Origin of the sequence: Rhodococcus artemisiae (genome assembly GCF_036327795.1) — a bacterium.
Taxonomy (GTDB): domain Bacteria; phylum Actinomycetota; class Actinomycetes; order Mycobacteriales; family Mycobacteriaceae; genus Rhodococcus; species Rhodococcus artemisiae.
The window spans coordinates 1-19,055 of the sequence record NZ_JAUTXY010000017.1; the positions used below are offsets into that span (position 1 = coordinate 1).

Here is a 19,055-nt window from a genome sequence, read left to right on the forward strand (position 1 = left end):
CAGTGACATTCAGGCGCCTGCGTCCAACCTCGTTGTCCCTGACCTTGCGGTCCGGGTCGGTGTCCGTGTCGCTCTGACCTGAAATAAGTTACGCGAGGATCAACCGGAACACCAAATCGCCAGGTCAACGAGGTATTCCTGCTATCAGGGCACCCAATATTTCTCCGCAAGGGCCTGTACGACGGCGTCGTCTTCCTCGGCGCCGTCGAGCAGCATCAGATCGTGATTCAGGTCCATGGCCCTGGGGTCGTCTCCTTCTGCGTCCCCGATGGGCCTGCCACCGTCTTCGATGCGCTGCCGGAGGATCTTGTCGCGCACCCGTTCCTTCAACGACTCGCTCATGTATCGAGCATGAGCCGTTGCACTGCAGCTTGTCGAGAGACGCCGGGGCTTGTCGTAAAGATGCCGGCGCCTCCGGATACGGATCCTGCTCAGCGATCGTCGCGGTTGCGGAAGACGCGGATCGCCATCGGAAGCACCACCGCCAGCGCGCCGAGGATCAGGATGAGGGAGAACAGTTCCATCAGCATGGTTCCCATGATCCACGCATATCCGGAGATGTCCCGGCAACGACGAAGGCCCCGTCCCTGTGGGACGGGGCCTTCGTCACGGAGCTGCCTGAGAGAATCGAACTCTCGACCTTTTCATTACGAGTGCTATTAGCGGGGTATCTCGCAGTAGTCCCCATTCGCGTATGTGCTGGTCAAAGCCGGTTTCGGGTCTACTGAGTCCGGTCGCATCCCAACCGGTCGCACGCAGTCTGCGACCGAACCGCGACCGACACCGCCGGCACCAACGATCGTGAGCACTGCTCTCGCACGCGCGGCATTGCTACAAACCGCAGTACAAAGCCAGACGGGCAACCAACCACCCCTCACGCGACTCTGTCCTGTTGTTCTTTTCCTGGGGTTGGGGGAGAAGGGTTGAGGTGTGTCGTTCATCGACACGACTGGTGTGTTGCTTCGAAGGCAACGGTTCAACCATGGTCGTGAACACCACGGTTGATCTGCAACCCCCGGGGTGACGGTTGCGGGGTTCTGTGGGGAGTTGGCGAGGTTCTGGGGTACGGGAAAGTGCGTACCCCTGGTCGGTCAGGTTGTTGGCGTCGGCAATGTGGCTGTTCAGTCGAGGAGCATGGGTTCGTGGGGGATTTGTGTGCCGTCGTCGAGCTGGTGGAGTTGTTGACCGTGCCAGTAGCGGCGGATGGCATTGCTGTGTGTGTCGCGGTGGATGCGGCGGTTGCGTTTGGTGATGGCTCCGATGGCGAGGCTGAGGGCGTCGGCGTGGTCGTCGTGGCCGATGTTGGCGGGGACTTCGATTTTCAGGTTGCCGTGTTGGAGTTCGGTGTACTGGAGGTTGTTGAGCTGCTTCAAGAGTTCACCGTGGTTGGGGAGGATGAGTTGCCGGCGCTGTAGGAGCACCTTCAGTTGACCAAAGTTGGTGGTCTTGGATTGTGCGCTGGTGTGGACTTGGTGGATTTGGGGGCGGCCTTGGAGGGTGTCGAGGCGCTTCTTTTTGGTGGCGTGGAGCATCTGTGTTGCGGGTCCGCCGACGCCGTTGGTTTCGGACATGACGTGGCGGAGGTTGTAGTGGGTTCCGACTTTCCAGATGCGGTCGACGAAGTCCTGGTACTGCATCTGCTGGTGCCCTTCGAGGTGGGCGACGAAGTACACCGGATCGTGTTCGCGGTGGGTGTTGAGACCACCGTGGTCGTCGAGGGTGCCGACGCAGGCGAGGACGTTGTAGTCGTTCATTCCCCAGTCGATGCCGGCGTAGACGTGTCCGCCTCGGGGCTGGGTGGTGTAGGGCCAGGGCGTGGTGTCGGTGGTGTAGGTGTAGTCGACGGTGGCGTTGTTGAGTTCTTCGGTGGTGAGGAACGCTCCGGTTTCGTCGGCCCATTCGGCGAGGTACTCCCTGCGGAACTTGTCGCTGGGTAGTGCGCGTTTGCGGTCTTCGAGGGCTGCCCGGTCGGCGAGAGGACTGTCGTAGCTGGTCCAGGTGAAGGACTCGACCGAGTCATCGGGGTGTTTGAGGCCGCGTTCGAAGTTGCTGCGGTACCAGTGATCGCGTCCGCCCCAGGGGGTGCCGGCGGCGAGGGTGCGCCCTGCGGGCTGGGCGGCGATGGTGGTGCCCCATGCTGCGTCCCAGATGCCGTCGCTGATGATGCCGGATTCGTCGAGGATCAACAGGTCGACGGTTTCGCCTCGGATGCGGGCTTCGGAGGTGGGGACGGCTTCGATCGTGCTGCCGTTGGTGAAGCTGAGGATGTTCTTCAGGTCGCCGACGATGCCGGCTTCGAGTCCGGCCTTGCGAACCATCTTGGTGATCTTCGCGAGGAGCTTCTCGGCCATTTTCTCGCCGCCGCTGATGATGTAGACGGTGGCGTTGCGTTTGGTGACGGCGGTGTGGATGGCGAGGATGGCGAGGATCTCGCTTTTGCCGGACTGTCGTCCTGCGCAGAGGACTCGGAGCCGTGCGTCGGATCGCGCCACCGACTTCTGGTAGTCGAACAGGTTCGCTTTGAGGACTGTCTCGGCGAAGCGCACTGGGTCGTTGACGACCGTGGCGAGGGATGCGGTCACAGGTGGTCTCCCTCTGCGGCTTCGGTGAGGACGGTGATGATGTCCTTGGTTTGGTGGGTGTCGCGGCGTGCCTGTGCGAGGTCGCGGGTGATGGTGGCGCGGGCTACGGGGTCGAGTCCGAGGCGTTCACGCACTTTGGTGGCGTGGGCGCGGAGGCGGATGAGGTAGTTCGCTGCGGGTTTGATGCCGCCGTTGGGTCCGATGTCGCCACCGTTTTCGGCAAGCCACCGTTCGCCCTGTTCGATGCGGGCTTCGGTTTGTGCCCAGTCGACGAGAGCTGCCTCGTAGCTGGGGTCGCAGAGGTAGTCGCATACGTCGCGGGCTTCGTTGACGAGTTCGGCGACACGGACGGAGATGAACCGATCGGAGCGTGACCACAGCCCGTGTTTGAGGCTTTTGGTGTGCTGGGGCTCGAAGGGTGGGCGCTGCCAGGCGGGGCGCTGCGGCTGCTGGGGTTCGAGGTCGGACATGCAACCTCCTGAAAGGTGCGTTATTGAGTTGTGGGGGTGAGGCCGTGGCGGCAGGAGATGTGAAAGAGACCGCCGGCGCGGGCTTGTGCGAGCGTCGGGTAGCCGTCCGTGGTGCCGTTGAGGGACAGGACGCGGCCCTGCCACGGTGCGCACTTCGGACAGGTGCCGTCATGCGACGAGACACGGACGAGATCAAGCCCAGAGGCTTGCATTGCCCTCTGATAGGCGCTGAGAGCGACGTTCGCGGCGTGACCGTCCACTGCACGCCGTGCCCACACGTTGAGCGGGATACGGCGACCACGGGAGTCGACGGTGTGCAGGTCGTAGCCTTCGCGTTCGGCTTGGCGGAGGATGCGGTCGACCGCGGCCTGTCGCTCTGCCGGGGTTTGCGGGTTGGTGGCGAGGACCCGGCGGATGAGTCGACGCACTTCGAGGTGGTTGTCGACGATGCGGGTGTGGGTGGCGGTGATCAGGTTGGCGAGTTCCTGTTCGACCGTGCGGGGGAAGGTGATGTCGAGGTCGGCGCGGAGGGTGGCGAACGCTTCGCGGACGGTGTTGGGGGTGCGGGTGTTGAGGGTGCGGACGAGACGGCGGAGCCAGCGCTGATATTGGCCGACTGCGGTGTTGAGGGTGCGGCGGTATTGCTCGTCGGTGAGGGGTTGACCGAGGCCCACGCGGAGTGTTGCGCGTAGGCGCTCGGTCACCGTCGACTGCACCCAGTCGTAGGAGGTGGTGATGGCTGCGACGAGGGTGTCCACCCAGCGCCACAGCCGATCGAGAAGTCGATTCACTCGGCGATCTCAGGCATCGGCGCAGTGAGCGGGTAGGTGTCCTTGTTGCGCTTCCATGCTCCGAGGCCGGCGGACACCCCGGGTGCGTGGTTCGCGGCGGCCCAGAGGGCGATGCGGCCGGCGTTTACCGGGCTGTGGCGGGTGTCGTCGATCTGCACCGCATGGCCGCCGCTGGCGATGATGCTGTGCATGTGCTCGTCGAAATCGGGATGGTCGACCGGCTGCGGGGCGTACGCAGTCTGATTCCAGGTGGCGTACCCGGCGTTGCTCAGGGTGTTGACCGCGGAATTGATGTCGGCTTGGTAGTCGTCGCAGGCTTCGTCGAGTTCTGCGAGTAGTGCGGCGAGCTTGCCGTAGGTTTTGACGATGCGGTCGCGGCTGCCGGCAACCATGTCGCGGGCTTCGGTGGCGGCCTGGGCGCGTCGTGCGAGGCGTTCCCGTTCGGCCTTCTCGGCGGCGCGGGCGGCTTCGCCTTCAGCAGCAAGGGCGGCGATCTGCGCTTCGGCGGCAACCTTGTTCTGGAGGTCGACCAACTCGGCGGCATCGACGGGTGCGCCTTCGCGGGCGAGGTTGCGGAGAGCGGTGAGGCGTTCGCGGATCGAGGTCATCTCTTATCTCTATTCTGTTGTGGTGTAACTGTTTTCAGTACTTGCGGCGGGCGCGGTCTGCGAGGATCATCTCTTCGATCACAGCGGCGGATTCCGCGCGTTGCCGGTTTCGGTCTGCCAGGCGTTCAAGGTATGCCCACCAGTCTTCGGTTCCGGTCGTGGTGGGGGTGTCGGCGATTGCGTTGTCGTTGAGGTCGGTCATTCCTGGTCTCCGTTCTCCTGGGCGGCGAGGTCGAGCGCCCACCGCTGAAGCACTTCGCGGGCGTTGAGATCGCGGTAGGCGGCCTTCATGATCTGGCAGTGCGCATCGAGCAGCGCGAGAGTGAACTCGACGGTGCGATCCTGTTCGGCGGATTCGCCCATCATCAGCGCGGCGGCGGTCTGGTCGCCGGCTTCCCAGTGCAGCATCGCGGCGAGGGCGGTGCGGTAGTCCTGGGGTTTGAGCTGGAAGTTCTGCACGGGGTCTCCTAACGGGACATGAAGCCGGCGGCCTTTTTGGCCTGCTCCACCTGGTAGCGGCGGAAGGCTTCGTCGATGTTTGTGACGTGGAAGTGGTAGGTGTCTCCGGGCTGCGACTTGGCGGCATCGGCGGGTGCTATCTGCCGGATCGAATTGACGGTGTTCTGCACGCCTGCGGGACTCAGGTCGGGCATCGGAAGCGGGGGTGTGCCGCCACCGATGAAGCCGCCTGCGATCTGCCCGAGGGAGCCGACGGGGTCGTTCACGATGTCCGGGGTGCCGTGGTTCTGCGCGTACCAGGCGGAGATTTCGCGGCCGGCGTTGAGCAGACCCCCGACGAGGCCCTGAGGGTTGGTCAGCTCGGTGGGAATCCACCCGTCGATGAACTGCTGACCGGCGTTCTTGGCCTTGTCGATGAACGAACTGGTTGCGTTCTGGTAGATCGCCGCCGGGTCGTGCGCCGGCTTGGACGGTGCAGTTGTGGGGCTGGACCCCACGACTGGGGGCGGTGCCGTGGTGGTGGAGGGCGTCGACTTGCGGGGAGCGGTGGGAGTGCTGCCCCTTTTGGCGGGGGGATTCGTCACTGTGACGGGAGGAGTGGAGCCACCGTAGTCGAGGCCCTGCGCGGGATCGTCGCCATAGTCCAGGCCCTGCAACGATTCCGAGTTCGGGTCGTCCATCTGCGGCGGGTTCCACAGGTGCCGGGGCAGGTGCCACACGGCGGGGAATCCGAGCGCACCGTCGGCGCCTCCACCGAACTGCACACCGTTGCTTCCGTCGCTCTCGACGTTGGTGCCGAACAGGGTGCCGGCCATGTGCCCACCCGTGCCGACACCACCATCGGTGCCGATGCTGAACCCGTTCGGATCGAAACCGGGAACGTAGCCGAGGGACGCGAAGTCCGAGCCGGTGACGTAGCGAACAGACTGACCGGTGAGGGCGTTGTGGATGCCCGACATGAAGCCGGAACAGTCCCAGGAGGAACCCGAGGCGCCACCGTAGACGTACGGCAAACCGTTCTTGGACTGGGCGAACGCGAGGGCGCGTTCTCCTGCCTCGCCGACGTAGCCGCCCGTGGCGAACTTGGGGAGGTCGCCGTTGTTGATCGCTTCGAGCAAGGGTCGCCACTGCTTGACCGCTGCGGCCCGGATGACGAACTCACCATTCGACAGCCACGACAGGATCGAATCGGAGGTGCCGGTTCCGGGGCCGGTGATGAAACCACCATCGGCGTTGGACTGCGCCCAATCGCTGAGCTTCGCACCCAGGTCACGGGCACCCTGTCCACCAGGGACAGTGATCGGCCCGATCTTCGTCGGCACTCGCTGCAACAGGTCACCGATGGCACGGACCGCGGTTCGCACGTTGTCGACCACACCATCCCAGACGCCCGCGATGCTGTCGCCCATGCCGGTGAAGAACCCGACGATGCCATCGACGGCCCCGCCGAGGAACGTCTTCGCATCGGCGAACACGTCGCGGACGAACTGGATCTTCTCGCCGAACACCTGCGCAAGGTTGGTGATGGCCCCGACCACCAGGGGCAGAACGTTCTCCGCCAGCCACCGGAACCCCTCGGTCACGGGCGGCAGGATCGTGGTGATCAGGTCGTTGAACAGGGCCATCAGCGGCGGCAGCAGTTCGCCGATGATCTGTGCAAGCTGCGGCAGGAACGGGGCGATCGCCAGCACGATCTGGCCGAAGGATTCCGCCAGCAACGGCAGGGACGGGGCGATCGCCTGGAACGCCGCCGCAAGACCCTCTGCGATCGTCATCGCCACCTGGGCGAGGATCGGCGCCAATGCCTGGATCACGGGCTGAAGCTGCTCGACCATGGACTGAATTACCGGGGCGAGCGCGTTGAACAACACCGTCAGTGCCGGCGCGAGAGCGGACACGACATTGCCGACCAACTGGGCGATGAGCGGCAGCACCGGGGCCACCGCCGACACCAGCGACGCGAACGCCTGCCCGAGCGGACCGATCGCCGGGACGAGAGCCGCGAAGGTGTCGACGAGCACCGGACCCACCACACCGACGATCTCCCGGAACGCGGGGGTGAGCTGAGTGAGAACCTCGCCGAGCTGCGCGAACAGGCCGCCGAGGGAGCCGCCGAGTTCGGCACCGAGCTGCCCGAGCATCGTGATGAGCGGTCCGAGGAGCTGCCCGAATCCGGTGAGTGCCTGACCGAAGCCCTCGAACAGGGCGGTGAGGTCACCCGATTCCATGAGTCCGGTGAGTGCCTGACCGAATTCGCCGAGGATGTCGCCGAGTCCGGCGCCCATCGCCTGCATTGCGGGGGCGGCAGCGAGACCCAGGTCGGTGAATCCCACAACCAAGTCGTTGAGGCCCGGCCCCATCGCGGACAGGAACTGCGGGATGCTTCCGAACAACTCTTGCAGCGAATCCCAGCCGGGACCGGTGAGCGCATCGGTGACCCCGGTGAACAGACCCGACATGCCGGAGGCGATGCCCTCCATTTCGGGGCCGAGGGACTCCATGAGGGAGCCGATCGACTCGAACGCCGGCTGCATCTCCCGAGCGAAAACGTCGCTGACCTGCGTTTTCAGTGCATCGAACTGGGGCTTGATGGATTCCGCGGCGGTCTTGATGCCCTCGAAACCGAGAGCGATCGTGGCGAGTGCAGGGCCGGCAGCGGCACCAAGGCCGAGCATGCCGATGCCGAGTTGACCGACCGCACCCAACGCCACCGGGGCGAGAGCAGCGATCGAACCGAGCATCGGCAGCATCGACCCGAGACCACCAGCGGCGGAAGCTGCACCACCTCCACCACCGAGACCACCGAGTCCGCCACCACCGGAACCACCGATGTCGATCCCGTTGAGGGCGGTGCGCAGGGCGAGTGCCTGGGCGATCATCGAGGCCATGCCGGCGGTCGCCCCGCCAGTGTCAAGGTCGAGGTTCATCCGAAGGTCGGGGGTGGCGGCGCGGAACGCGGCGAGCTGTGCCCGTGCCCGCGTCAGGTCCAGGTCCACGGGGAGACGAACACCGCCGGTGCCGACCGTGGAGGCCCTGCGCAGTTCACGCCGGAACTCCGTCATGTTCGGGGTGACGTTGACCTTCACCTGCAAGTTCGCCGTGGATGCCCGAAGATCCCGTTTGAACTCGGTCAGGGAACCGAGGACCGGGGCGATCTTGACGGTGGCGTTCGTCGCCGCCATCTTCGCCTTCAGGTCGTTCTTGAAGTCGGTGAGCGCACCGAGCTGCGGAGTGACGGTGACCTTGGCGTTGGGATCGTTCTGCGGTTTCGAAATCTCCGCGCTGATCTTTTGCTTCCACTGCGGGTCAAGGCGCGGCCGGATTGTGGCGTATGCACTGCCGGCATTGAACGGTTCGGCCATATTGAATTTTCCGTTTCCCCTGGCTACGGGTTGTTTATGTCCGCGTCCGGATCGATCGAACGCAGGTAGTCCGACATCACACGCTCAGGTGCGTTGTATCGGGTTCCGTGTTCGCGCCAACGCGCGTAGTGGCCCGAGGCGTAAATGGTTGCTTCCCAATTCCCGGACGGACCGTGGTCGGTTTGCGCTTCCACGTGAGTGGCATTGAAGCCTGTTTTCCACCTGGAACGGATAGCCCAGTCGTCGGCTCCGAGTTCTGCGAGTTCGTGCAGCCAGGATCGAACATCGTCGGACCTGGAAAGCATGTCATCCAAGTTGTTGCCGGAGGCGTCAAAATCCATGGTGCTCCTTACGCGACAACGCCCGGGGAGCGAGGAGGTGTAACTCGCTCAACCCGAGCGTGCCGGTTTCTCTGGCGCGACCCCGACAGCCGCCAGAGAAGCTATGTGGTGGCGAATGCTGCGTCGACTTCGTGCACGTCGAGGCGGGTGGTGCGTGGTCCGAGTCGGTAGGCGGTGAGCTTGCCGTCTGCGATTGCGCGGCGAATGGTCTTTTCGTTCACCTTGCAGCGTTCGGCGCACTCCGCGATTGTCTCGTACATGCGGCCGGTATTCATTGCGTCCCCCTTTGGGAATGGGAAAGCCCCGCCGGACTCGACAGGGCTGTGGTTCTGATTTTTGGCACACTTCGGGGACTCATTAAGAATACCATGCTATGTCCAGTCACCGGCGCTTGACGGGTTTTATACCCACCATTCGGCATCCTCGCTCGTGCGCCACGGTGAGAACGAAGCCGTGGTTGGACCGGAGGATTTGGCGTTGAAGAACGCAATGGACGCACTGGAGTCGATCGGAAACTTTGAGTGCGGCAGCTTCGGTGGTGGTGGTGATTGTAAGAATTCGGGGCATTGCTTCTCCTAGAGGCATGCGTAATGGGGTCTAGATCGAACGCTGACGAACGAAAATTAGTTATGGGTAGGGAGGGGCGGGCCGGACTTTTCCGACCCGCCCTAGGCGATGCGTTCAACTACGCGCTGGCGAGGCTCTCGAGATACTTTTCGAGGGCTGCGTTCGGGACGTGTTCTCCACAGAAAAAAGCGGACGTGGAGAAGCGAGGCGACTGGACTTTGACATGCCAGGTTGCGTCGACACCGCAGCGCGTGCATGGCTCGGAGAACCACGTCGTGGAAACGTCGAGGTGAGGGATTCGAATCTTCATGAAGAACACTCCTGAGAGGGGGTGTCCCATGTGTCCCATGTGTCCCAATGCCGAGAAACACTTCATCCGATTGGGACAACGGGACAGTTGGGACACACATGTAGAGGGGCAGTCGGGGATTCGCGACAAGCACGAACCCCCGACCGTCATCGATCAGAGTTCGAGAGGTTCACCCGAACCGAGCCACACGTTCGTCCGTGCGTCCGAATGGGACATTGGGACAGTTGGGACAGGGCCGTACAAGCCGCGTCCGATCTTGCGGAGCCGATCCGCCTCAGCGAGACGAGCTAGATACCGTCGAGCGTCGGGCAAGTCCAGCGCTTCCGACACCGCCTTCGGTGCGACACCATTCGGATGCCGGGACACGAACGCGATGACATCCGCCGAACGATCACCCACACCCGATGTCGACTTGACCTCCACCGCGGCGGCAGCAGCCTCCTCCAGGCTCGCGCCCTTCAAAGACCAGCGGCCGTTATCCGTGGTCATTGCGTACTCCGCTTCCACCACGTCACGCCCAGTCACCGACAGCACCGCGTCCGTCTCCGTGCGCCTGCGATTCAGGACCAGGACGAAGTCAGCAGAACCCGCCAACCCGTTCGACCCTGACGTGGCCTCTACGAAGTCCTCCGCAGCAGCCTTGCGGGTGTGGTGGACCACCTTGATCGTCGAACCCACATAGCGATCGGAGATTTCCTTGAGCTTCCCGCCGAACCGATAGTCGCGCTCGTATGCACTTTCCCCGGGCTTAGCGGCTGGCATCACCTTGCCGAGTGTGTCGATGATGACCAGCGGGGAGCGATCCGAGTAGCACTCGAGGAATGCCTCGATCGTCGATACCAGGTCGATCGGGTTGACCTTCGTAATGAACGTCAGCCCGGACGGGATGCGCCCGTTCTCGCCGAGGAGGTGTCGGCTGCGGCCCTGCAACCGTCGCTCACCGTCCTCCAGGGCGAGGTACAACACCGGCTCCGGCTCGCAGTCGATAGCGCCGAGCACACGCCCACCAGCAGACTTGCGCAGCGCGACATCCAGCGCAAACCAAGATTTGCCCATCTTCGGTGCGCCGACCAGCAGCCCGAACCCCTCGGGGATGATGCCAGGGACGGTCCACTGCATGGCGGGGAACTCCTGCACATTCAGCCAGTCGCCTGTGAAGGCGCCGGTCTCAGCGAGGAACTGGTCAAACTGGGAAGATTCAAACATGTCGGGGGTCTCCGTATTCAGTTGTTGTCATGGCCGCGGAGTGCATCCAAACGGCGAGAGTGATTGCGCAGGCGAGTCCCGCCCTCCACCAGCTGCGGCAGAAGGTCGTGTTCCGGCATCACGCCAGCGGATTCGAGCAGGGCCTCACCGAGACTGGCGTACGCCTCCCGGAACGAGTCGGCTACCACAGCAGTCGCATAGTGGCGCAACGCATCCGAGTTCGCCCCAGCCGTTATCGCGCACGTCAGTTCGTACTTCGCGTCCTGAGTGAGCTTGCCGTTCCGGGCCAGCCAATCACCCACGCACACGGCGTCAGTCGGCTCACCGGCCAGCGAGAGGGCGCGAATGGCCTCCACAATCAGGCGTTGACCAGGCTTCTCAAAGTCGAGGTCGTCAACGAACCGAAGAACCGCCGCAACATCCGCAGGCGTAGAGAAGAGCGCCGCGCACAGGAAGGCTTGCGCTGGCGTGCCGTCCGCGAACCCGGCAGGTTGTACCGCCCGATGCGGTCGGATAGAATCGTCTTCAGCAGTTGGGACAACTGAAGTCTCGGGGAGCGTCGGCCGTAGCAGGGCCGGCGCTTCCGTCGTTAAGGGGGGCATGCGCACCTCCAGATGAACCCAGGACCAGAAATGCCTGGGGTTATGCGAGATTCATCGACCTCCTGCTACGGTTGCCCTCAGGGGACGCGGCCGGTAGCCACGGTCGCGTCCCCCAAAGCATCAACCCAGCTTCGCGAAATACTCATCCACGAAGAACGCGAACTGCCAACGCAACACGTCGTAGAAGGCCTGAACCGATTCCAGGGCCTTCGCCTGCCGCTCAATCTCGATGATTCCCCACGCCCGATCCTGAGTAGGACCAATCAGGTTGATCTCCAGAACCCCGGCATCCTCGCTCCGCACGTAGTACGGAACCGACACTGTGTAGCCGCAACCGTCGTCCGTGAAGAAGATCGGGCGACTCTCGATCAGCAGCTCACCAGGCGCGAACTCCTCCACGGTGAACTGTCCTGCCGCGACCTCAATGCGGGTGTTGTTGTTCATGACTTGCCCTTCTCTACGATTGCCGTCAACTGCTTGTGGAAACGCCGAGCCTCCGCCGGCGACATATGGATCGATGCAGGACCGAACCGCAGCTCAATGCGGTCCTCACGCTCCACGACCTCAACCTCACGCACCGAACCCGACGCGAACCACCCGGCCATCAGATAACCCTGGTCGTGGTGGCATGGGCCGAAATCAGAACCGACTGCACACTGCCGCTCGCCAGTCCATATGCGAGCTCGGCCGCGACTGTCCAGCTTGTGACCATGGTGTCGGCGCTAACCACGTCTTCTGCGTCACCCATGGACGTAAGGGTGTCTAGGACGCTGGCGTACTCATTGATCGTGAGGCCCACCCGCGAAGCGGAGGATTCCAACATGTCGTCAGGACGAATGCCGTTTTCCTCGTTCCATGCGTCGAAATCGGCCTGAACCTTCGCGGTGAGTGCATCGTCACCAGCCTCGATGCCGTTGCATCCGATCATCGCGAGGTACTGGTCGATCAGAACTCGGGACGGATTGATGGTGGTCATGCTCTCCCCCTGGAGGTTGTTGTTCGATTCGGTTGCATCGAGGTCACGCATCAGGCCACCTCATCCAGTCCAAGGACCCGAAGCAGGTCCGCCGTCACAACCCGGTACGTGCTGCCCAGACGCAGAACCTTCACCGGAAACTCGCCGGCCCTTGCCAGCGCATACCCGTGTCCGCGGCTGATACCGAGCGCCTTAATCGCCTCAGCGAGCGAGCACGTAGGCCCTGCCTCGCGGAGTTCCTGAACAAACTTCGACACCGAAGCCTCCTGTGTTTCTTAGACTGAATCTCCGAGTACAACTGTGTTGCTGGAACACACAGTAGCACAGCACGTCTACAGGAAGCACTTGAAAGGGTAGAGTGTGTCCTCATGACACAGTCCGAGACATGGCAAGCAGCGACCGCCAAACGCATCGGAGAAACAGTGCGAGCCACCCGCGAAGCAGCAAACCCCAAGGTCACAGCCGCAGAGCTAGCCCGCCGCGTCGACGCACTCGGCTACACCTACACCCGCAACGCGCTCGTCAACCTCGAAGGCGGGCGCAAAACAAGCGTCGACATCAGTGAGCTAATCGCCATCGCGTACGCCCTCGACGTGCCGCCCATCACCCTCATCTACCCCGGAATCCCCGACGAACCCGTGGAATATGTGCCGGAAATCACGGTCGATTCATGGACAGCCGCCAAGCGATTCACAGGAGTAGACGCAAGCGACACCCACAACCAAGCGACCGCACTCCTCATCCACCACGACGAACTACTCCAACGCGTCGAACACAGCCGCCAGGAACTGCGAAAAGCCAAGGACGAAACGATCCACGACGGGATGCGGGGATGGACCCCCGAGAAAGAAAACATCCAACAACATCGAGTCTCCATGTCAGAAGACATCCTCGACTTCTCCGTCAAAGCCCTCCAGCGCCACCGAACCGCCATGCGCAACGCCGGCGTCGCCCCACCAGCCAGCGGAGCATTCGCAGACAACAACGACCAACCCGACCTATTCCATGAGGGAGACCAGCCATGAAGGGCCGCATCTACCGCCGCTGCCACTGCGTCGACCACAACCGCCGGCCCCTCGGCACCAACTGCCCCCAACTCGCCGACGACAAACACGGCACCTGGTCATTCGCAGTCGACCTCCCCAGCCTCGACGGCAAACGCAAAACCATGCGCCGAGGAGGGTTCGCCACCAAACGCGAAGCCCAAGCCGAACTGAAGAAAGTCCACGAACGGGTCGACAGCTCCGTCAAGACCGACGACCGCGAAACCGTCGCCCAGTACCTCATCAAATGGCTCGGTGAGAAACGTCACACACTCAAACCCCGGACCCTGTTCGGCTACAGCGAGTTCGTCCACAAACGCATCAACCCGCACATCGGCACCATCAAGCTCGAACAACTCCGCCACGAACACGTCGTCCGCCTCGTCGACACCCTCATCGAAGAAGGACGCGGCCCCTCCACCATCAAGTCCGTCCTCGCCGTCCTGCGCTCCGCCCTCTCCGACGCCGTACGCCACAAGCGGCTCACCCACAACGCAGCGCAACACGTCCAGCCTCCCGCCTACCGGGCGCCCGAACGGCAACCCTGGACCGCAGCGCAAGCCGCCCAGTTCCTCGACCACATCCACGGCGACCGGCTCGCCCCCCTCTTCGAAGTCCTCATCGGCACCGGCCTCCGCCGAGGTGAAGTCCTCGCGTTGCAGTGGGAAGACGTCGACCTCGACAACCGCATCCTCCGCGTCCGTCGCAGCGTCACCGACGTAAAAGGAAAGCTCGTCATCGGCGCCCCCAAGACGAAAGCCTCCGCCGGGTGGGTGGGGCTATCAACCCGCATGGTCGCCGTGTTCGAGCGTCAGCGGGCCAACCAGGGGGCAGAACGGGCCATGTGGGGCGAAGCGTATGAGGACAACGATCTTGTGTTCGCCCGGGAGAACGGTGCGATGCTCCGGCCCGAGTACGTCCTCAAGCGGTTCCATGCCCTGTCCGAGACTGCCGGCCTACCTCTCGTCAGGCTCCACGACCTCCGGCACCTCGCTGCCTCGTTGATGTTGCAGAACGGGGTGCCCCTGCCCCTGGTGTCGAAGACGCTCCGGCATTCGCAGGTGTCGATCACGGCGGACCTCTACGGCCACCTCTCCCCCGAGGCTGCCCATGCCGCTGCCGACGCTCTCGGTGGGGTGTTGGACGCGGCCGCTGCCGAGCTTCGGAGTGAGCGTGCTGCGCGGCGTGCGACCGATCTGCGACCGGAATCGATGGTCTAGAACCTTTTCACCAAACACGAAGAAGCCCCCTCAACCTGTTGGTCCAGGTGAGGGGGCTTCCCCGTTGGAGCTGCCTGCGAGAATCGAACTCGCGACCTTTTCATTACGAGTGAAATGCTCTACCGACTGAGCTAAGGCAGCGCGCCTTGCGGCGTCCGAAGTCTAGCCGAAACCCCCCTGCCCGATGCAAACCGGCAGGGTGATCACCGGAACGGCGCGCTCAGACGGGCGGCCATCGCGGCCAGCGCGAAGCGTGGCTTGACGTTCTGTGCGAGCGCCTCACGACAGTCGAGGATCGCTTCGATGCAGTCGAGGAGCCCTTCGGGCCTCGTTCGGGATGCGAGGTCGCGGGCGCGGTCTGCCATGTCGGGGTGGTTGGGCGTCGCAGCCGCACCCATCGAATGAGCGAGCGCGTCCCGATACAACCCGGCCAGGTCGATGAGGGCGCGGTCCATGATGTCGCGCTCGGTGCGGGTCTTGCGCGATTTCTGGGTGCGTTCGAGTTCCTTGAGTACTCCCGCCGAACCTCGCAGCGCACCGGCCGCGCCCTTGCCGGTTCCGCCGGCACCGAGCGCGGTCTTGAGTTCTTCGGTTTCCCGTTCGTCCCGGTCTGCGCTGATCTCCTTCGCCTCGGTCTCCGCACTCTTGCCGAGTTCTTCTGCGGCTGTATAGGTGGTGGCGGGTCGCAGTACAGCGCCGGCGACGTCGAGCGCACGTTTGCGGTTGTCGCGCGCAGCCGGATCTGTGGCGAGACGTCGAGCACGACCCACGTGGCCACCGCTGACCGACGCGGCCCACTGCGCGGCATCCGCAGCGATACCGTCGACGTCGCGAAGGACCTGGGCGATCGAGACGACGCTCGGGGTGATCAGCCCGACGTGTCGGCACCGCGACCGCAGGGTCACCGAGATGTCCTCAGGATCGACCGACGGCGCGCACAGCAGGAACACCGTGCGCCGCGGCGGCTCCTCGACGACCTTGAGCAGCGCGTTCGCGGCACCTTCCGTAAGACGGTCGGCGTCTTCGATGACGACGACCTGCCAACGCCCGGTACTCGGCCGCCGGGCTGCGACCTGCACGATCTCGCGCATCGCCTTGACGCTGATCGTCAGGCCTTCGGGAACGACGCGTCGGACATCGCCGTGGGTGCCGGCCATCGTCGTGGTGCACGCGTGGCAGCGACCGCACCCGGGGCTTGCGTCGTCGGTGCACTGCAGTGCCGCTGCGAAGCACAGGGCCGCAATGGAGCGACCTGATCCGGGCGGACCCGTGAACAGCCAGGAGTGGGTCATCGCAGAACCGGAGGCGCCGGTTCGTGCGGCCACGGCCGCACCGACGAGGTCGGTCTCGACATCGTGTTGACCGACGAGACGATCGAAGACTCCGGGCATGGGGCTCAGCGTAGCGATCGGCACCGACAACCTAGGTCCTGGCGGATCAGTCGGTCGTCTCCTCGGTGGCGGTCTTCTTGGCGGGAGCCTTCTTCGCCCCTGTCTTCTTGGCTACTGCCTTCTTCGCCGCGGTCTTCTTCGCTGCGGTCTTCTTGGCGGGAGCCTTCTTCGCCGCCTTCTTGGTGGTCTTCTTCGCCGGCCCCCGGGCACGGCGATCCGCCAACAGCTCGGATGCGCGTTCGTCGGTGATCGTGCCGACCTCGTCACCCTTGCGCAGGCTCGCGTTGGTCTCGCCGTCGGTGACGTACGGACCGAAACGGCCGTCCTTGATGACCATCGGCTTCTCACTGACCGGATCGACGCCGAGTTCTCGTAGCGGAGGTACAGCAGCAGCCTGACGTCCGCGACGCTTCGGTTCGGAGTAGATCTTCAGGGCTTCCTCGAGGGTGACCGTGAACATCTGTTCCTCGGTCGCCAGCGAACGCGAATCGGTGCCCTTCTTCAGATACGGACCGTAGCGACCGTTCTGCGCGGTGATTTCGTCGCCGGACTCCGGATCGACACCGACGACACGCGGAAGTGACAGTAACCGCAGGGCGTCGTCGAGCGTGACGGATGACAACTCCATCGTCTTGAGGAGCGACGCCGTGCGCGGCTTCGGGCCGGTGGCCTTCTTCGCTGCCTTCTTCGCCGGCGCCTTCTTGGCCGCCTTCTTTGCGGCCGTCTTGGTCGCGGTCTTCGTTGCGCCGCCGCTCGTCAGCTCTTCGACCGGGACGGGGGTGACATCGGGTTCCGGCTCCGGCTCGGGCTTCGGCTCGGGCAGCAACTCGGTGACGTACGGACCGAAGCGACCCTCGCGAGCGACGATCTCGTGTCCGGTCGCCGGATCGACGCCGAGAACCCGGCCCTCCTGCGGGGTCGAGAAGAGCTTCTCCGCGTACTCGAGGGTCAGCTCGTCCGGCGGTAGATCCTCGGGCAGGTTCGCGCGCTGCGAGATGAGGTCGCCGTCCGGGTTGTCGGGGTCTACGACCATCCGCTCGAGGTACGGACCGAATCGGCCCACCCGCACGTGGATCTCGCGACCCTCCGCATCGTCGAACAACCGGATCGAATTGATCTCGCGGGCATCGATGTCCTCGAGGTTCTGCCCGACCAGCTTCTTCAGGCCGCCCTTGCGTGCGACCGAGTCCTCGTCGCCGTGCTCACCACCGAAGTAGAACCGGGACAGCCACGCGCTGCGCTGCTCCTGACCGGCGGCGATCTCGTCGAGATCGTCCTCCATACCCGCGGTGAAGTCGTAGTCGACCAGCTGCGCGAAATGAGCCTCGAGCAGGCCGATCACCGAGAACGCCACCCACGACGGCACCAGCGCACTGCCACGCTTGTAGACATAGCCGCGGTCGAGGATCGTCTTGATGATCGACGCGTAGGTGGACGGACGCCCGATACCCAACTCTTCGAGGGTCTTGATCAGGCTCGCTTCGGTGAACCGGGCGGGCGGATTGGTCGAGTGCCCATCCGGATCGAGTTTCGTTGCGGTGACCGCTGCGCCCTCGCTGAGGTTCGGCAGACGCGACTCCGCATCGTCCGACTGACCGCCGGCCTCTTCGTCGACACTTTCGACGTAGGCCTTGAGGAAGCCGGCGAACGTGATCGTGCGACCCGACGACGAGAAGGTGCACACTTCGCCGGTCCCGGCGGTGCCGGCGATGCGGAGCGTGAGAGTGGTGCCACGAGCGTCGGCCATCTGCGACGCGACCGTGCGCTGCCAGATCAGCTCGTACAGCTTGAACTCGTCGGTGTCGAGGCGCGCGTGCAGTTCGCCCGGAGTCGCGAAGACGTCGCCGGCGGGCCGGATCGCCTCGTGCGCTTCCTGCGCGTTCTTGACCTTGCGGGTGTACTGACGGGGCGTCGCGTGCACGTATTCGGCGCCGTACAGCTGTGTGGCCTGCGAGCGGGCCGCGGCGATCGCCGACTCGGACAGTGTCGTCGAGTCGGTACGCATGTAGGTGATGTAGCCGTTCTCGTACAACCGCTGCGCGATGCGCATCGTGCGTTCGGACGAGAACCGGAGCTTGCGGCCGGCCTCCTGCTGGAGCGTGGAGGTCATGAACGGTGCGTAAGGCTTGCGCGTATACGGCTTGCTCTCCGCCGACGACACTGTCAGCGCGACACCGGACAGCGCGTCGGCGAGTCGGCGGGCGTATGCCTCGTCGAGCACGACGACACCGTCGGTCTTCAGAGCGCCGTCGGGACCGAAGTCGCGACCTGCAGCGACGCGGGAACCGTCGACGTTGACGAGGCGCGCGCCGAACGAGCGGGGACTCGCGTCGGCACCGGCGTCCATGGTCGCGGCGATGTCCCAGTACTCGGCGGACTTGAATGCCATGCGCTCACGTTCGCGCCGCACGATGACACGGGTCGCGACCGACTGGACGCGGCCCGCCGACAGTCGCGGCATGACTTTCTTCCACAGCACCGGGCTGACCTCGTAGCCGTACAGGCGATCGAGGATGCGTCGGGTTTCCTGCGCGTCGACCAGGTCGTTGTCGAGCTCGCGGGTGTTCTCTGCCGCTGCGCGGATCGCGGGTTCGGTGATCTCGTGGAAGACCATCCGGCGGACCGGAACCTTCGGCTTGAGTGTCTCGAGGAGGTGCCACGCGATGGCTTCGCCCTCGCGGTCGGGGTCGGTGGCGAGGTAGAGCTCGTCGGCGTCCTTCAGGAGCGACTTGAGCTCGGTGACCTTCGACTTCTTCTCGGGGCTGACGACGTACAACGGCTCGAAGTCGTGATCGACGTCGACGCCGAGCCGCGCCCACGACTCGCCCTTGTACTTGGCAGGGACGTCCGCTGCACCGCGTGGAAGGTCGCGGATGTGGCCGACGGAGGCTTCGACGACATAGTTGCGCCCCAGGTAGGGAGCGATCTTCTTCGCTTTGGTCGGAGATTCTACGATGACGAGTCGGCGCGTACCCGACGCGTTGTCCGACGTGCCTTTGTCCCGTGCTGCCACCGTGACGCCTGAACCTTCCCTTTTGCCGACATGTCCGTCTCTCGAAGACATGTATACCGACCCGTCTCCCCGACTCGGTCACACACAGGGTCGCACATACTCGGTCGTTCGCTC

19 protein-coding genes and 1 tRNA gene are annotated in these 19,055 nt (G+C 64.1%); 2 read left to right on the plus strand and 18 right to left on the minus strand.

The features are described from left to right. Positions 1-144: 144 nt before the first annotated feature. The 15 genes from Q7514_RS27255 to Q7514_RS27325 form a co-directional block, all read right to left on the minus strand. The gene (locus tag Q7514_RS27255; protein WP_054719110.1) at positions 145-342 is read right to left on the minus strand and encodes a hypothetical protein; all 198 of its coding nucleotides are present in this window, start codon (positions 340-342) and stop codon (positions 145-147) included. 779 nt (positions 343-1,121) lie between these two features. Next, entirely contained in the window at positions 1,122-2,582 is a 1,461-nt protein-coding gene (locus tag Q7514_RS27260; protein WP_330136401.1) for a terminase large subunit domain-containing protein, read from the minus strand. Further along, positions 2,579-3,052, minus strand: coding sequence for a hypothetical protein (locus tag Q7514_RS27265; protein WP_006940090.1), 474 nt, complete (start codon positions 3,050-3,052; stop codon positions 2,579-2,581). The genes Q7514_RS27260 and Q7514_RS27265 overlap by 4 nt, the downstream gene beginning before the upstream one ends. A gap of 20 nt (positions 3,053-3,072) precedes the next feature. Then, positions 3,073-3,843 (minus strand): phage minor capsid protein, encoded by a 771-nt coding sequence (locus Q7514_RS27270; RefSeq protein ID WP_330136402.1) that lies wholly within the window; start codon positions 3,841-3,843, stop codon positions 3,073-3,075. Beyond that, on the minus strand, positions 3,840-4,451 hold the full coding sequence (locus Q7514_RS27275; protein ID WP_330136403.1) for a hypothetical protein: 612 nt from the start codon (positions 4,449-4,451) through the stop codon (positions 3,840-3,842). The genes Q7514_RS27270 and Q7514_RS27275 overlap by 4 nt, the downstream gene beginning before the upstream one ends. Positions 4,452-4,485: 34 nt before the next feature. Continuing rightward, positions 4,486-4,653 (minus strand): hypothetical protein, encoded by a 168-nt coding sequence (locus Q7514_RS27280; protein ID WP_330136404.1) that lies wholly within the window; start codon positions 4,651-4,653, stop codon positions 4,486-4,488. Next, entirely contained in the window at positions 4,650-4,910 is a 261-nt protein-coding gene (locus Q7514_RS27285; RefSeq protein WP_330136405.1) for a hypothetical protein, read from the minus strand. The genes Q7514_RS27280 and Q7514_RS27285 overlap by 4 nt, the downstream gene beginning before the upstream one ends. An 8-nt stretch (positions 4,911-4,918) precedes the next feature. Further along, entirely contained in the window at positions 4,919-8,272 is a 3,354-nt protein-coding gene (locus tag Q7514_RS27290) for a hypothetical protein (RefSeq protein ID WP_330136406.1), read from the minus strand. Positions 8,273-8,295: 23 nt separating this feature from the next. Beyond that, positions 8,296-8,613 carry a hypothetical protein gene (locus tag Q7514_RS27295; RefSeq protein WP_330136407.1) on the minus strand — a complete coding sequence of 106 codons (318 nt, stop codon included), beginning with the start codon at positions 8,611-8,613 and terminating at the stop codon, positions 8,296-8,298. Positions 8,614-8,714: 101 nt separating this feature from the next. Further along, positions 8,715-8,888, minus strand: coding sequence for a helix-turn-helix transcriptional regulator (locus Q7514_RS27300; protein WP_006940083.1), 174 nt, complete (start codon positions 8,886-8,888; stop codon positions 8,715-8,717). 755 nt (positions 8,889-9,643) lie between these two features. Next, positions 9,644-10,696: an AAA family ATPase gene (locus tag Q7514_RS27305; RefSeq protein ID WP_330136408.1), complete on the minus strand. Its 1,053-nt coding sequence runs from the start codon at positions 10,694-10,696 to the stop codon at positions 9,644-9,646. Between the two features lie 17 nt (positions 10,697-10,713). After that, positions 10,714-11,298, minus strand: a complete 585-nt coding sequence (locus tag Q7514_RS27310; RefSeq protein WP_330136409.1) for a DnaB-like helicase N-terminal domain-containing protein — start codon at positions 11,296-11,298, stop codon at positions 10,714-10,716. A 120-nt stretch (positions 11,299-11,418) separates the two neighbouring features. Continuing rightward, positions 11,419-11,742: a hypothetical protein gene (locus Q7514_RS27315; protein WP_330136410.1), complete on the minus strand. Its 324-nt coding sequence runs from the start codon at positions 11,740-11,742 to the stop codon at positions 11,419-11,421. A 160-nt stretch (positions 11,743-11,902) separates the two neighbouring features. Continuing rightward, positions 11,903-12,325 carry a hypothetical protein gene (locus Q7514_RS27320; RefSeq protein ID WP_330136411.1) on the minus strand — a complete coding sequence of 141 codons (423 nt, stop codon included), beginning with the start codon at positions 12,323-12,325 and terminating at the stop codon, positions 11,903-11,905. Then, the gene (locus Q7514_RS27325; RefSeq protein ID WP_304433699.1) at positions 12,325-12,531 is read right to left on the minus strand and encodes a DNA-binding protein; all 207 of its coding nucleotides are present in this window, start codon (positions 12,529-12,531) and stop codon (positions 12,325-12,327) included. Before Q7514_RS27325 ends, Q7514_RS27320 begins: the two co-directional genes overlap by 1 nt. Before the next feature lie 111 nt (positions 12,532-12,642). Between Q7514_RS27325 and Q7514_RS27330 the strand changes: the two genes are divergently transcribed. Together Q7514_RS27330 and Q7514_RS27335 are read left to right on the plus strand one after the other, a co-directional pair. Beyond that, complete coding sequence (locus Q7514_RS27330; RefSeq protein ID WP_330136412.1) at positions 12,643-13,299, plus strand: helix-turn-helix domain-containing protein; 657 nt, start codon at positions 12,643-12,645, stop codon at positions 13,297-13,299. Next, a complete protein-coding gene (locus Q7514_RS27335; RefSeq protein ID WP_330136413.1) occupies positions 13,296-14,537 on the plus strand; it encodes a tyrosine-type recombinase/integrase in 1,242 nt (413 codons plus the stop codon). Before Q7514_RS27330 ends, Q7514_RS27335 begins: the two co-directional genes overlap by 4 nt. 65 nt (positions 14,538-14,602) lie before the next feature. Here Q7514_RS27335 and Q7514_RS27340 read toward each other — a convergent pair. The 3 genes from Q7514_RS27340 to topA form a co-directional block, all read right to left on the minus strand. Continuing rightward, positions 14,603-14,678, minus strand: a tRNA-Thr gene (locus Q7514_RS27340). A 62-nt stretch (positions 14,679-14,740) separates the two neighbouring features. Further along, positions 14,741-15,928, minus strand: coding sequence for a DNA polymerase III subunit delta' (locus Q7514_RS27345; RefSeq protein WP_330136414.1), 1,188 nt, complete (start codon positions 15,926-15,928; stop codon positions 14,741-14,743). A gap of 46 nt (positions 15,929-15,974) precedes the next feature. Next, positions 15,975-18,941, minus strand: a complete 2,967-nt coding sequence (gene topA / locus Q7514_RS27350; protein ID WP_330136415.1) for a type I DNA topoisomerase — start codon at positions 18,939-18,941, stop codon at positions 15,975-15,977. Positions 18,942-19,055: the final 114 nt, after the last annotated feature.

What these genes read in the sequence shown, in the direction of transcription:
- Q7514_RS27255 (WP_054719110.1), bottom strand. Translation starts at nt 342, where the DNA reads ATGAGCGAGTCGTTGAAGGAACGGGTGCGCGACAAGATCCTCCGGCAG.
- Q7514_RS27265 (WP_006940090.1), bottom strand. Translation starts at nt 3,052, where the DNA reads ATGTCCGACCTCGAACCCCAGCAGCCGCAGCGCCCCGCCTGGCAGCGC.
- Q7514_RS27275 (WP_330136403.1), bottom strand. Translation starts at nt 4,451, where the DNA reads ATGACCTCGATCCGCGAACGCCTCACCGCTCTCCGCAACCTCGCCCGC.
- Q7514_RS27280 (WP_330136404.1), bottom strand. Translation starts at nt 4,653, where the DNA reads ATGACCGACCTCAACGACAACGCAATCGCCGACACCCCCACCACGACC.
- Q7514_RS27290 (WP_330136406.1), bottom strand. Translation starts at nt 8,272, where the DNA reads ATGGCCGAACCGTTCAATGCCGGCAGTGCATACGCCACAATCCGGCCG.
- Q7514_RS27295 (WP_330136407.1), bottom strand. Translation starts at nt 8,613, where the DNA reads ATGGATTTTGACGCCTCCGGCAACAACTTGGATGACATGCTTTCCAGG.
- Q7514_RS27300 (WP_006940083.1), bottom strand. Translation starts at nt 8,888, where the DNA reads ATGAATACCGGCCGCATGTACGAGACAATCGCGGAGTGCGCCGAACGC.
- Q7514_RS27305 (WP_330136408.1), bottom strand. Translation starts at nt 10,696, where the DNA reads ATGTTTGAATCTTCCCAGTTTGACCAGTTCCTCGCTGAGACCGGCGCC.
- Q7514_RS27310 (WP_330136409.1), bottom strand. Translation starts at nt 11,298, where the DNA reads ATGCCCCCCTTAACGACGGAAGCGCCGGCCCTGCTACGGCCGACGCTC.
- Q7514_RS27315 (WP_330136410.1), bottom strand. Translation starts at nt 11,742, where the DNA reads ATGAACAACAACACCCGCATTGAGGTCGCGGCAGGACAGTTCACCGTG.
- Q7514_RS27320 (WP_330136411.1), bottom strand. Translation starts at nt 12,325, where the DNA reads ATGCGTGACCTCGATGCAACCGAATCGAACAACAACCTCCAGGGGGAG.
- Q7514_RS27330 (WP_330136412.1), top strand. Translation starts at nt 12,643, where the DNA reads ATGACACAGTCCGAGACATGGCAAGCAGCGACCGCCAAACGCATCGGA.
- Q7514_RS27335 (WP_330136413.1), top strand. Translation starts at nt 13,296, where the DNA reads ATGAAGGGCCGCATCTACCGCCGCTGCCACTGCGTCGACCACAACCGC.
- Q7514_RS27345 (WP_330136414.1), bottom strand. Translation starts at nt 15,928, where the DNA reads ATGCCCGGAGTCTTCGATCGTCTCGTCGGTCAACACGATGTCGAGACC.